Consider the following 13537-nt stretch of genomic DNA (forward strand, 5'->3'; position numbering starts at 1 on the left):
GGTTGACGGCATCAATAATACTCAATGGTGTTTTTGATGCTGAATTTGTGCGTTACCTGCGGCGTCACACTCTCATCAACAATTTCCAGGCTGCAACTGAGCGGGTTGTTATGCCCGTCATATTCACAGACCTGCTTCACTTTGGTCAGCGGTTTGTCATTCAGCGTGCTGACCGACGTGTAATCGAGCTTTTTGCGTTTATCCGTTGATGGCGTAGACGCAACGTTCAAATGGGCGTCTTTTGAGGTGGTAGATTTCCCCAGCGGGTAACCTTCGCTATCGTAACGGTATTTCACTTCCATATCTTTGCCCGAGGCGCGCACGATAAACCCTTTATCATCCGTGTCCCAGGTCACGCCCGCAGACGGGAACTCAGCCAACTGGCATTTTCCCTGCAAACGCAGACGTTTTTCCTGAGTTTCCGCTTCGATGTAATAGTTGGCATCCAGCACCAGCGACACGCCATTATTATTTTCCAGATCGTGCAGTTCGAGCGTATCGAAACAGCCCTCTTTCGACATCGTTCCGGTCACACGCTTGGTCACTTCGCCCTTTTCATTGAGCAGGGTCTGGCTGAAATCTTTGACCGGGCCGCGCAAAGGATCGAAATCAAATTCATTCGAAAAACTCGCCATCTCAGGCGTGAACGCGACGGGTCCTTTTTCCTCATCACACCCGGCCAATAACACGGCCAGAGAGATAAGTAACAGCTGTTTTTTCAATGGGTTCACCACAGTTTGCTTCATGATGGCGCTTATATTAGCAAATCATTTACAACTTAGGGCAGCGACTTATGTGTAACGATGCCTGGCGCATTGCGCACTGCACGCTTAATTCAGATGTTTCAGGAATTTATCTGCCAGGCAGGTGCTAAGCTTAAAACGGGCATAATAAAAGGAGACGAGAATGCGATATTCACGTTGGCTGTGTGCATTACTGCTGGTGGGTTCTGTTCCTGCATTTGCGGCCCCGGACTCATGCGAACGGGTAAAAACGGACATCCAGCAAAAGATTATCAATAACGGCGTCCCGGAATCGGGTTTTACACTGACCGTCGTGCCAAATGATCAAGCCGATCAGGCGGATGCACAAGTTGTCGGTCATTGTGCCAATGATAGCTATAAAATTCTCTACACCCGCACCAACGGTGCAGCCCCGCAGGGCGAGCCAAGTAACAGCAATCAGTAAATCCCAATCCCCCTTATTTTTAGGGGGATTTCCCTCTATTTGATCCCGCTTAAGATTCTTCTACTCCCTAATGATTATCATGCTCCTATCATTAGCCTGCTTTTAATCCAGGCGGGTAAGTTCTTTTAATTATAAATAATAATGGAGTGAGCTATGTCTGAAGTGGAACACCCTGGGGGGATTAGTCGACGAACGTTGGTGAAGTCCACCGCGATAGGATCTCTGGCGCTGGCAGCAGGCAGTTTTTCTCTTCCTTTCGGCATGCGCTCTGCCGCAGCCGCCGTACAACAGGCAATGCAGCCCGCCCCCGACAAAGTGGTTTGGGGAGCCTGTTCAGTTAACTGTGGTAGCCGCTGCGCACTGCGTTTGCACGTGCGCGACGACGAAGTTTACTGGGTAGAGACCGACAACACCGGCGACGATATTTATGGCAATCACCAGGTTCGCGCCTGCCTGCGCGGGCGTTCTATTCGTCGACGCATCAACCACCCGGATCGCCTCAACTACCCGATGAAACGCGTGGGCAAACGTGGCGAAGGCAAGTTTGAACGCATCAGTTGGGACGAAGCTCTCGATACCATTGCCAACAGCCTGAAAGGCGTGGTGCAAAAATACGGTAACGAAGCGGTTTACATTAACTACTCCTCCGGAATTGTCGGCGGCAACATTACCCGCTCTTCCCCTTCTGCCTCGATCATTGCCCGTCTGATGGCGATGTACGGCGGTTTTCTCAACCAATACGGCACTTACAGCACCGCGCAAATTGCCTGCGCGATGCCCTACACCTACGGCTCCAACGAAGGTAACAGCACGTCGGATATCGAAAATACCAAACTGGTGGTGATGTTCGGTAACAACCCGGCGGAAACCCGCATGAGCGGCGGCGGCATTACCTATTTCCTTGAGCAGGCGCGCGAACGTTCCAATGCGCGGATGATCGTGATTGACCCGCGTTACACCGACACTGCCGCCGGGCGTGAAGACGAATGGGTGCCGATTCGCCCAGGCACCGATGCCGCGCTCGTCGCTGGTATGGCCTGGGTATTGATCAACGAAAACCTCGTCGACCAGCCGTTCCTCGATAAATATTGCGTCGGCTACGATGAGAAAACCCTACCCGCCGACGCCCCCGCTAACAGCCATTACAAAGCCTATATTCTCGGCCAAGGCGAAGATGGCATGGCGAAAACGCCGCAATGGGCGTCGCATATCACCGGTATTCCCGCCGATAAGATCATCAAACTGGCGCGCGAAATCGGCACCGCCAAACCGGCGTACATTTGCCAGGGCTGGGGACCGCAGCGCCAGGCCAATGGCGAGCTGACCTCCCGCGCAATTGCCATGCTGCCGATTCTCACCGGCAATGTTGGTATTAACGGCGGCAACAGCGGCGCGCGCGAATCGACTTATACCATTACCATCGAACGTATGCCGATGCCGGCAAACCCGGTGAAAACGTCGATCTCTTGCTTCACCTGGACCGACGCCATTGATCATGGCCCGGAAATGACGGCCCTGCGCGATGGCGTGCGCGGCAAAGATAAACTTGATGTGCCGATCAAGTTCATCTGGAACTACGCCGGCAACACCATCACCAACCAGCATGGCGACATCAACCATACCCACGATGTGCTGCAAGACGACAGCAAGTGCGAAATGATTGTGGTCATCGAGAATTTCATGACCTCGTCGGCGATGTACGCTGACATTCTGCTGCCGGATCTGATGACCGTTGAGCAAGAAGACATTATTCCCAACGATTACGCCGGGAACATGGGGTATTTGATCTTCCTTCAGCCAGTCACCGCGCCGAAGTTCGAGCGCAAAGGCATTTACTGGATCACCAGCGAAATCGCCCGCCGCCTGGGGCCGGACATTTACCAGAAGTTCACCGAAGGCCGCACGCAAGAAGAGTGGCTGAAGTATCTGTACGCCAAAATGGTGGCGAAAGATCCGCAACTGCCTTCCTATGACGATCTCAAAGCGATGGGCATTTATAAGCGCAAAGACCCGAACGGGCACTTTGTGGCGTATAAAAAATTCCGCGACGACCCGGATGCCAACCCGCTGAAAACGCCGTCTGGCAAAATCGAAATTTACTCCAGCGACCTGGCAAAAATCGCCAACACCTGGGAGCTAAAAGAAGATGACGTGATCAGCCCACTGCCGGTTTATGCCTCGACTTTTGAAGGCTGGGACTCCCCGGCGCGCGACCAATTCCCGCTGCAACTCTTCGGTTTTCACTACAAAGCCCGAACTCACTCCAGCTACGGCAACATTGATGTGCTGAAAGAGGCCTGCCGCCAGGAGGTGTGGATCAACCCGATTGACGCCGAGCGTCGCGGTATCGCCCACGGTGACATGGTGCGCGTGTTTAACGCACGCGGCGAAGTGCGCATTGCCGCCAAAGTGACGCCGCGCATTATGCCGGGCGTCAGCGCGATGGGCCAGGGCGCGTGGCATCAGGCCAATATGGACGGCGATCGCGTCGATCATGGTGGCTGCATGAATACGCTGACCACGCACCGTCCGTCGCCGCTGGCGAAAGGCAACCCGCAGCACACCAACCTGGTCGACATTCAAAAGGTTTGAGGAGTAACCGATGACAACGCAGTATGGATTTTTTATTGATTCTGCCCGGTGCACCGGTTGTAAAACCTGCGAACTGGCCTGTAAAGATTACAAAGACTTAACTCCGGATGTCAGCTTCCGCCGCGTGTATGAATACGCTGGCGGCAACTGGCAGGAAGATAACGGCATCTGGCATCAGAACGTCTTTGCTTACTATCTCTCCATCTCCTGTAACCATTGCGAAGATCCGGCCTGCACCAAAGTGTGCCCGAGCGGCGCAATGCATAAGCGCGAAGACGGTTTTGTGGTGGTGGATGAAGATGTTTGCATCGGCTGTCGTTACTGCCATATGGCCTGCCCATACGGCGCACCGCAATACAATGCGGCGAAAGGCCATATGACCAAGTGCGACGGCTGCCACGACCGCGTTGCGGACGGCAAAAAGCCGATTTGTGTTGAATCTTGCCCGCTGCGCGCGCTGGATTTCGGCCCGATCGACGAGTTACGTAAACAGCACGGTTCGCTGGCCGCTGTCGCGCCGTTCCCGGCGTCACACTTCACGAAGCCGAACATTGTCATCAAACCCAACGCCAATAGCCGCCCAACAGGGGATACCACCGGCTACCTGGCAAACCCTCAGGAGGTGTGAAATGGGAAACGGATGGCATGAATGGCCGCTGGTCCTGTTTACGGTGCTCGGCCAGTGCGTGGCGGGCGGATTGATTGTCACCGGCCTGGTCTGGATGACCAACAAAGACGACCACATTGGCCAGGTGCGCATTGTCCGCAGCCAGTTTTTCCTCTGGGTGCTGATGGGCATTGGGTTTATCGCCTCAATGATGCACCTCGGCTCGCCGCTGCGCGCCTTTAACTCCCTGAACCGTATTGGTGCGTCGGGGCTGAGCAATGAAATCGCCGCCGGTTCGCTGTTTTTCGCCGTTGGCGGATTCTGGTGGCTGCTGAGCTGGCTTGGCAAAATGCCGGCTGCGCTGGGGCGCGTCTGGCTGATTGTCAGCATGGTGCTCGGCGTGCTGTTTGTCTGGGCGATGACGCGGGTTTATCAGATTGATACCGTGCCCACCTGGCATAACGGTTACACCACTGCCGCGTTCTTCCTGACCATGCTGGTCGGCGGGCCGCTGCTGGCGGCGCTGCTGCTGCGCCTGGCGGGCATGCGCTTTCGTGCTTCCCGCTTTGCAGCCATCAGCATTACCGCGCTTGTGGCGAGCGTTGCGGTGGTGATGTTGCAGAGCGTGCAGTTGGGCGAAATCCACAGTTCGGTGCAACAAGCCGTCGCGCTGGTGCCGGATTACGGCACATTGCAGGTGGTACGCTTGCTGCTGGTGGCGCTTGGGCTGGGCTGTTGGATCTGCCCACTGGTGATGCGCAAGCAACCGCACATTCTTAGCCTGCTTGCGGGCATTGTGTTGGTCGCTGCCGGGGAGCTGATTGGTCGCGGCCTGTTTTATGGTCTGCATATGACCGTTGGCGTCGCTGTTGCAGGTTGATTGTCTTTGGCGCAACGACCGCCGTATGGCGGCTTGCGCCTTATCCGGCCTACAAATGGCCGAAATTACGGGGCCCCGATGACTGTTCAAACTCGTGAATCCTTTATTTTTACCGCCCGCGTATTGGGCGCGCTGTTTTACTATCCGCCGGACAGCGAGCCGTGCGCGCCGCTGGTTGCCGCGTTTACCCGCCATGACTGGCTTGAACAGTGGCCGCTGGCGCAGAACGACCTTGCTCCGCTGGTAAAAGGGTTTTCCGCACCCAGCGACGAACCGCTCAATGAAGCCTGGCAGCGCCTGTTGATTGGCCCGTGGGCATTACCCGCTCCGCCGTGGGGTTCCGTGTGGCTTGATAAAGAGAGTGTGTTGTTTGGTGACTCGACACTGGCGCTTCGCCAGTGGATGCGTGACAACAACATTGCCTTTGAAACCCGGCAAAACGAGCCGGAAGATCACGTCGGTGCATTATTGTTACTCGCAGCCTGGCTGGCGGAACAAGGAAACACCCAGGCCTGCGATCAACTGCTGGCGTGGCATCTGCTCCCCTGGAGCGGGCGTTTCCTCAGCGAATTTGCCGATAACGCGCAACACCCTTTCTGGCAGTCGCTGGCCCAACTCACTCAACTCACCCTGGCGGATTGGCAATCTCACCTGTTGATCCCAGTGGCGCAGAAACCCCTGTTTCGTTAGCACTTTTTTCCCGGCTAAACAGGCCGGGATAATTTACACCCGCAATCTTTTCCGTGACGGTGTCACTTCAACGCTTCCTTTTTAAGACAATTCTCTATTTCTTGTATACAGGCGTTACGCCATAAGGGTTAACTCCCTCTGAACGCCGCGAGCTTCGTATTAAAAACGAAACGGTAAACTGGAATCCTTCCCAGGCGCTTGCTATAGCTCAATCACCCTGCCGAACATGGCATAACAACACGCAACCCTCCGTTGCCATAACGCATGCAAACAGGGAGACACACTGCAATGCAAACATCCATGCTTAACCGTGCGCTGTTATTTATCGCCGGAATTGTCGTTGTTTTGGCGTTACTGACCTGGGGCATTGGTCTGGAAACGATCAAAGCACGCCAGGTTGATTTGGTTTATCTCGGGCAACAGCACCTAATTTTGGTGTTCAGTTCGATGTTCTTCGCGCTACTGGTGGGAATACCGAGCGGTGTCCTTTTAAGCCGCCCCGCTGCGCGCGGTGTGGCGGAATATGTGATGCAAATCTTTAACGTCGGTAACACGCTGCCCCCGCTGGCAGTACTGGCGTTAGCGATGGTGGTAATTGGTATCGGCGATACGCCCGCCATTATTGCGCTGTTCCTCGCCTCGCTGCTGCCCATTGTGCGTAACACCTACGCCGGGTTGTGCTCGGTTCCGGCATCCTTAATCGAGGCCGCTAATGGCATCGGCATGACCAAATGGCAACGTCTGCGCCAGGTGGAATTACCCAATGCGTTGCCGGTTATCTTGTCCGGGGTTCGCATTGCCACCGCCATTAATGTCGGTACCGCACCGCTGGCGTTCCTGATTGGTGCCAGCAGTTATGGCGAGCTGATCTTCCCCGGCATCTATTTGAACGACTTCCCGACGTTGATTTTAGGCGCAGCCGCCACCGCGTTGTTCGCCCTGATCCTCGACACCTTGCTGGCGACGCTGGGACGCTTCCTTAGCCCGCACACCGCCTGATAACGATAAGAGGGAACGCAATGAAACGACTTACCCACCTGTTGGGCTGGCTTGCCGCTGCGGCACTGTTTAGCGTAAGTGCGCACGCCGCGCCGCTGATTCTGGCGACCAAGAGTTTTACCGAGCAGCATATTTTGTCGGCCATGACCGTGCAGTACCTGCAAAAGAAGGGTTTTCAGGTTCAGCCGCAAACCAATATCGCCACGGTGATTTCTCGTAACGCGATGATCAACAAACAGATTGATATGACGTGGGAATACACCGGTACCTCGCTGATTATCTTCAACCACATCAATAAGCGTATGACGCCTGAAGAATCCTACGAAACCGTGAAGCGCCTCGATGCAAAACACGGTCTGGTATGGCTGAAACCGGCGGATATGAACAACACCTACGCGTTTGCCATGCAGCGTAAACGCGCGGAAGCCGAACATATCAACACCATGTCGGAACTGGTGGCGAAGATTGAGCAGATCCGCAAAACCGACCCGGATAACAATTGGCTGTTGGGGCTGGATCTGGAATTCTCCGGGCGCAGCGACGGGATGAAGCCGCTGCAACAAGCCTATGCGATGGGGCTGGATCGCCCGCAAATTCGCCAGATGGATCCCGGTCTTGTCTATAACGCCATTCGCGACGGCTTTGTTGATGCCGGGCTGGTTTACACCACCGATGGCCGCCTGAAAGGCTTCGATTTGAAAGTACTGGAAGATGATAAAGGCTTCTTCCCGAGCTACGCGGTGACGCCGGTGGTGCGCAAAGACACGCTGGAGGCGAATCCAGGGCTGGAAGAGGCGCTGGATACACTGTCCGGGCTGTTGAATAACGAGGTCATTATCGCGCTCAACGCCAAAGTCGATATCGATCACCAGACGCCGCAGCAAGTCGCTCATGACTTCCTGCGCGAGAAAGGGTTGCTGTAAGGAGAGCCTATGGACACGATTCATTACATGATGGAAAACGCGGGCTATCTGGCGAGCCTCACCTTCCAGCACCTGTGGCTGGTGCTGCTGGCGGTGGGCCTGGCGATTGTGATTGGCGTACCGCTGGGCATTTTGATTGTCCGCCATAAATGGCTTGCCACGCCGGTACTTGGCCTGGCGACGCTGGTACTGACTATTCCGTCGATCGCCCTGTTCGGGTTGATGATTCCGCTGTTTTCGCTGATCGGTCAGGGTATCGGCGCCCTGCCCGCTATCACGGCGGTCTTTCTCTATTCGTTGTTGCCGATTGTACGTAACACGCATACCGCGCTGGACAGCCTGCCGCCAGGGCTGCGGGAAGCGGGTCGCGGCATCGGCATGACATTCTGGCAACGCCTGCGCTGGGTGGAAATCCCCATGGCGCTGCCGGTGATTTTTGGCGGTATTCGTACTGCTGTGGTGATGAATATTGGCGTGATGGCGATTGCCGCCGTGATTGGCGCGGGCGGCCTGGGGCTGTTGTTGCTTAACGGCATTGGCAGCAGTGATATCCGTATGTTGATTGCTGGTGCGCTGATGATCTGTTTACTGGCGATTGTGCTCGACTGGTTATTGCACCGCTTACAAATTGTGCTGACGCCGAAGGGGATTCGATAATGATTAAACTGGAAAATCTGACCAAACAATTTACACAGAAAAACGGCCAGACCATGAAGGCTGTCGACAATGTGAACCTGAATGTGCCGGAAGGCGAAATGTGCGTTCTGCTCGGCCCTTCCGGCTGTGGTAAAACCACGACGTTGAAGATGATCAACCGCCTGATTGCGCCGAGTAGCGGCACGATTTTGATTAACGGCGAAGACACCAACGGCATGGACACCGTGACCCTGCGCCGCAACATCGGGTATGTGATTCAGCAGATCGGCCTGTTCCCCAATATGACTATTGAGGAGAACATTACCGTGGTGCCGCGCATGCTGGGCTGGGATAAAGCCCGCTGCAAAAGCCGTGCGGAAGAGTTAATGGATATGGTGGCGATGGATGCGAAAAAATTCCTTCATCGCTACCCGCGTGAAATGTCCGGCGGTCAGCAGCAGCGTATTGGGGTTATTCGCGCGCTGGCGGCGGATCCGCCGGTATTGCTGATGGATGAACCGTTTGGCGCGGTCGACCCGATCAACCGTGAAGTCATTCAGAACCAATTTTTAGAGATGCAGCGCAAACTGAAAAAAACGGTGATGCTGGTGAGCCACGACATCGACGAAGCGCTGAAACTTGGCGACCGTATCGCGGTGTTCCGCCAGGGGCGCATTATTCAGTGCGCCAGCCCCGATGAACTGCTGGCGAAACCGGCCAATGAATTTGTCGGTTCCTTTGTCGGCCAGGACCGTACGCTGAAGCGCCTGCTGCTGGTGTCTGCGGGCGACGTGACCGATCAACAGCCGACCATCACCGTGCGTGAATCGACATCCGCCGCTGAAGCCTTCACGACAATGGATGACAACGACATGCGTGCCGTTACGGTTGTTGATGGCGCGGGCAAACCGCTGGGTTTTGTGAAACGCCGTGAAGCGAAAAATATCGCGGGCGATTGCGCCGGATTGTTACACCCGTTCCGCATGACCGGCAAAGCCGAAGATAACCTGCGCGTGGTGCTCTCGCGGCTTTATGAGAGCAACACCAGTTGGATGCCGATTGTCGATGAAGAGGGACGTTACAACGGCGAGATATCGCAGGACTATATTGCGGAATACTTAAGCTCCGGTAGAACACGCCGGGTGCTGAATATTCATAGCGATAACTAATGCCCTGTAGGCCGGATAAGGCGGTAGCCGCCATCCGGCGAATTTTCGGATGACGCTTTGATTGCCGGATGGCGCGTAAATGCTTATCCGGCCTACAACTGCTGTACTTATTTAATCGATTTCATTTTTTGCGCGATATAAGACTTAATATTTGGCCAATCACGCGCATTGGATCCCAGATATAAGTCGCTGAATCCCTCCGCAAAAGCGTCTTCCGCCCCGCCACTGGCGCCACCTTGCCAATAATAATTATTGGGTGATTCTGGTGTCGTATTACCCAAATCCTTTTCCCAGGCGGATACAAAGCTATCTCTTCTGCTCACAAAATCCCCAACTTCGCCCGTGCCCTTTGGTCCCATTAATGCTTTTTCGCCAAAACTGTGATCTATTGCATGGGCATATTCGTGCAGCACTAAATTTGTCGAACTATGTCCTCCCGCCAGGGACCACCCTCCTGCGGTGTTCTTGCTTAAGGAAATTTTGCAATCGCCTCGCGTTCAGTCATGGCATTATCTTCTTGCTCCGCAGAATACACAGAACTTTGCGGTTTGTTTTTTTTCTTTCGCGTAGGCGTACATGGCTTTTAACTCCGGGCGACACGTTCCAGTAAGGATAGCCATGTTAAAAAAAGTCAGGAATGATTTTCGGATATTTCATGATTAAATTAAATCACCGGTGAAGCCTGTAGACCAAATAAACGCCCGACCCAGCACTAACATTAATTACCAGCATTTCTCCTTGCTTCGCGTCTCGCTTGTTGCTCTTTTATGATCCTTTGCACTATCGGATGACGCTTACTAAAGTCAATATATTGTGCTTCTTTTACTTTTTCTTTCCCGAGATTCAATGCCAATAGTGCAATATGATCAGCATTATTAAGAGCGGTTTTCAGCCTACTCAGGCCTTTCGGTCGTCCTATTGATTTAGAATACTCTATATCATTCATTTTATTATAAAATTTCCCCAACCCCGCAATCGATTTCTGAATATACTCTTGCGTATCATCGGTCATTGGATCAGATGCATAAAAGTAATCTTCTGTTCCTGACTCACGATATAATTTATCCCACTTCGGTTTTCTTTTAATGTCTGAAAAATGTGACACTTCATGTAATAACGTCATTAAATTGAACGGCGTTCCCATCTGTTCAATATAATAATTTGTAATATTAATCGCTATATTAGATGTTTCTTGAGAATGCACGTACGCTGTAGTCGTCGGGCTATACGCCGAATAATCTTTATTATAAAAAAACCTTGCAGATGATAGTCTGCGACGCATATATTCAAACCGCAACAGTAATTCATCCTTAAAGCGAGAAGTTTTGATTTTACTTTGCGATGTTGAACCTTCAAATATTTCTCTAATTTTATTTTTAGTATCTGCCGAAAGATTTTTATTCTGAAGTTTTGATATCGCCTCATCTAATATAGCGAGGCAGTTTCTACGCTCTTCTTCCAGACCCGGGTCTTGTATTGGAACTGTGCGTCGGTGAATACTAATCTCAGAGGCTGGACTATCTATTTGAGACGTTTCTTTAGCTGGTTTATTTTGATAGTCATACATTTTATTAAGCTCCAGAGCAAGAGAAGTAATGGTTTTCGGTTCCCCTGTATAATATTTAAGGATAGCGGTGTTTAAAAATACCCTGAATGCATTTCGGATATTTCATAAAGTTAATTAATGAGAGATTGACTTATAACCCAGCCTACAGGTTTATAAACCTAATAAGCCGGGTCAAAAAGAAACGTATCAGGCCAGCACGCGGTCGGCGACTAACATGCCGGTCGCCATTTGCAGATTGATATATTGCGCTAAATCGCGCTGTTCCGGGCGCGGCAAATACGGCAGTTCGCCAATTAACGGTGCGGGGAGTTTTTTACTTAGCACGTTGATGATTTCGGCGTAATGCGCAAGGCCAGGATTAATGCGGTTTGCCACCCAGCCAATCAGCGGCAGGCCGTCGCTGGCAATTGCCTGCGCGGTCAGCAGCGCATGGTTGAGGCACCCTTCCTGAATCCCCACCACCATCAGTACCGCCATTTGCTCCTGCACGACCCACTCGGAAAGCGGACGCAAATCGTTCATCAGGCTACGCCAGCCGCCGGTGCCTTCAACAACCACATGATCAACCTGCTCACAAAGAGAGGCCAAGCCATTGGAAAGTAAGGTGTAATTGATGGGGCAGCTGTGCGCGACGCTGCTCTCTTCTTCACTTAAGGCGATGGGATTGATCGCCTTGTAGGGCAAATCCACCGAGGAAACGCTTTGCAGCACCAACGCGTCTTTATTACGCAGCCCCTCCGGCGTCGCCGCACTCCCTTTCGCAACAGGCTTATAACCTGCCACAGTCTTGCCGCTGGCAGCCAGCGCCTGAAGAAGCGCGCGGGACGCCACTGTCTTCCCGACAGAAGTGTCTGTACCCGTTACAAAGAAACGCTTAAGCATAAATAACTCCACCGTTAAGCAACGAAAATATAAACCAGGAAAATAATTCAGTGGGGAAAGTCTAAGGGAAGTGATGAGTGCTCAGTTTGAGATAGCGCAATTTTTGTCGCAACAAGACAAAAATGTTAACCCTGTAACAAACGAATAAGCAGAGATCCGTTATACATCGCGTCTTTTACCAGCGCGGCACCCGCCATTGTCCCCTGGTTGGTAAACTGCGTGCTCTCCACGGAGATGTGTCGGCTATACGCGGGCAACGCCTGTTGACGGATGCAGTCGGTAATCGCCGGGAACAGCACATCCGCTGCGTTACTGAGCGGAGAGCCAATCAATATTTTTTGCGGGTTGAACAAATTCACCATGATCGCCAGGATGCGCCCGACATTCGCCCCGACGCCGCTGATAATATCTTTCGCCAGCAGATCGCCCTGCTGCGCCGCCTGGCATAGCCACGCGACTGTCAGCGGTTGTTGATGCAGCATCGAACTCATTGACTGGCTCATGCGCAACTGCGCCAGTTCCAGTACGCTTTCCACACTGGCGATGGTCTCCAGGCAGCCGTGGTTACCGCAATAACAGCGTTTACCGTACGGATCCACTTGCGTATGACCGATCTCCACCAGGCTGCTGCTGCCTGCATGCAGCAAGCGCCCATCGGTGATCACGCCCGCGCCGACGTTATGGTCAATCACCACCTGAATCACATCCCTTGCGCCGCGCGACGCGCCAAACAGCGCTTCCGCCATCGTCCAGGCGCTAATATCGTGCTGCACGTAAACCGGCACGCCGGTGTGCTTTTCCAGCGCTTCACCCAGCGGCATATCTTTCACGTCTTCATAAAACGGCATGCGATGAACAATGCCGTTTTCAGTGTCAATGATACCAGGCAGCGTAATGGCAATGGCGGTCAGGCGCTCGAGTCTGTTTTGATGGCGGGTAAAAAATTGGTCGATATGGCTAATGATACGGTTAAGCAGCGGCTGCGGATCGGTCAGCGGCAGTTCGAGCCGGTCTTCCACCACCAGTTTGCTGCTGAGATCGCGCAGCGAGAGGAATATTTCGCCCCGGCTAATGCGCAGCGAGAGATAGTGCCAGGCTTCTGTTTCCACCACCAGCCCAACCGCCGGGCGACCGCGGCTGCCAGGCTCCTGAATTTCCGTCTCCTGCACCAGGTGGGCTTCGAGCATTTCGCGCACAATCTTGGTAATACTTGCCGGCGCTAATTGCGCGAGGCGGGACAAGTCGATGCGCGAAACCGGGCCAAGCTGATCAATAAGGCGATACACCGCCCCCGCGTTAGTTTGCTTTATTTGATCAATATGCCCAGGCTGACTATCAGCAACCACCTCTGTCTCCCTTATTTTCGCGCTTCGAAATAATCGTCCGGCTATGGTGAAACACTTC

At 53.3% G+C, this 13537-nt stretch carries 14 protein-coding genes; 9 read left to right on the top strand and 5 right to left on the bottom strand.

Translation table 11 applies throughout. The features are described from left to right. Positions 1-11: 11 nt before the first annotated feature. Positions 12-722: a YnfC family lipoprotein gene (locus tag AAEY27_RS12030; protein ID WP_342325560.1), complete on the bottom strand. Its 711-nt coding sequence runs from the start codon at positions 720-722 to the stop codon at positions 12-14. 184 nt (positions 723-906) lie between these two features. On the opposite strand from AAEY27_RS12030, the gene AAEY27_RS12035 reads away from it, so the two are divergent. The 9 genes from AAEY27_RS12035 (at position 907) to osmV (ending at position 9684) form a co-directional block, all read left to right on the top strand. After that, positions 907-1188 carry a DUF1161 domain-containing protein gene (locus AAEY27_RS12035; protein ID WP_342320772.1) on the top strand — a complete coding sequence of 94 codons (282 nt, stop codon included), beginning with the start codon at positions 907-909 and terminating at the stop codon, positions 1186-1188. 153 nt (positions 1189-1341) lie between these two features. After that, positions 1342-3780, top strand: coding sequence for a selenate/tellurate reductase subunit YnfE (gene ynfE / locus AAEY27_RS12040; protein WP_342320773.1), 2439 nt, complete (start codon positions 1342-1344; stop codon positions 3778-3780). Positions 3781-3790: 10 nt separating this feature from the next. After that, positions 3791-4408, top strand: a complete 618-nt coding sequence (locus AAEY27_RS12045; protein ID WP_342320774.1) for a DMSO/selenate family reductase complex B subunit — start codon at positions 3791-3793, stop codon at positions 4406-4408. Between the two features lies 1 nt (position 4409). Beyond that, entirely contained in the window at positions 4410-5267 is an 858-nt protein-coding gene (locus AAEY27_RS12050) for a dimethyl sulfoxide reductase anchor subunit family protein (RefSeq protein WP_342320775.1), read from the top strand. 78 nt (positions 5268-5345) lie between these two features. After that, the gene (gene dmsD, locus AAEY27_RS12055; RefSeq protein WP_342320776.1) at positions 5346-5957 is read left to right on the top strand and encodes a Tat proofreading chaperone DmsD; all 612 of its coding nucleotides are present in this window, start codon (positions 5346-5348) and stop codon (positions 5955-5957) included. 288 nt (positions 5958-6245) lie between these two features. Next, positions 6246-6956, top strand: a complete 711-nt coding sequence (gene osmY, locus AAEY27_RS12060; RefSeq protein WP_342320777.1) for an osmoprotectant ABC transporter permease OsmY — start codon at positions 6246-6248, stop codon at positions 6954-6956. 20 nt (positions 6957-6976) lie between these two features. Beyond that, positions 6977-7879 (top strand): osmoprotectant ABC transporter substrate-binding protein OsmX, encoded by a 903-nt coding sequence (gene osmX / locus AAEY27_RS12065; RefSeq protein WP_342320778.1) that lies wholly within the window; start codon positions 6977-6979, stop codon positions 7877-7879. A 9-nt stretch (positions 7880-7888) separates the two neighbouring features. Then, the gene (gene osmW, locus AAEY27_RS12070; RefSeq protein ID WP_342320779.1) at positions 7889-8536 is read left to right on the top strand and encodes an osmoprotectant ABC transporter permease OsmW; all 648 of its coding nucleotides are present in this window, start codon (positions 7889-7891) and stop codon (positions 8534-8536) included. Beyond that, positions 8536-9684, top strand: coding sequence for an osmoprotectant ABC transporter ATP-binding protein OsmV (osmV, locus tag AAEY27_RS12075; RefSeq protein WP_342320780.1), 1149 nt, complete (start codon positions 8536-8538; stop codon positions 9682-9684). The genes osmW and osmV overlap by 1 nt, the downstream gene beginning before the upstream one ends. Positions 9685-9791: 107 nt before the next feature. Here the strand turns inward: osmV and AAEY27_RS12080 are convergent, their stop codons facing one another. The 4 genes from AAEY27_RS12080 to mlc all read right to left on the bottom strand — a co-directional run bounded on the left by AAEY27_RS12080 (position 9792) and on the right by mlc (position 13479). Then, positions 9792-10097, bottom strand: coding sequence for a hypothetical protein (locus AAEY27_RS12080; protein ID WP_342320781.1), 306 nt, complete (start codon positions 10095-10097; stop codon positions 9792-9794). A gap of 305 nt (positions 10098-10402) precedes the next feature. Next, positions 10403-11251, bottom strand: a complete 849-nt coding sequence (locus AAEY27_RS12085) for a hypothetical protein (protein ID WP_342320782.1) — start codon at positions 11249-11251, stop codon at positions 10403-10405. 186 nt (positions 11252-11437) lie between these two features. Further along, on the bottom strand, positions 11438-12133 hold the full coding sequence (gene bioD / locus AAEY27_RS12090; RefSeq protein WP_342320783.1) for a dethiobiotin synthase: 696 nt from the start codon (positions 12131-12133) through the stop codon (positions 11438-11440). A 125-nt stretch (positions 12134-12258) separates the two neighbouring features. Next, complete coding sequence (gene mlc, locus AAEY27_RS12095; RefSeq protein ID WP_342320784.1) at positions 12259-13479, bottom strand: sugar metabolism global transcriptional regulator Mlc; 1221 nt, start codon at positions 13477-13479, stop codon at positions 12259-12261. Between the last annotated feature and the right edge of the window lie 58 nt (positions 13480-13537).

The sequence above is a fragment of the Kosakonia sp. BYX6 genome (assembly GCF_038449125.1).
GTDB lineage: Bacteria > Pseudomonadota > Gammaproteobacteria > Enterobacterales > Enterobacteriaceae > Kosakonia > Kosakonia calanthes.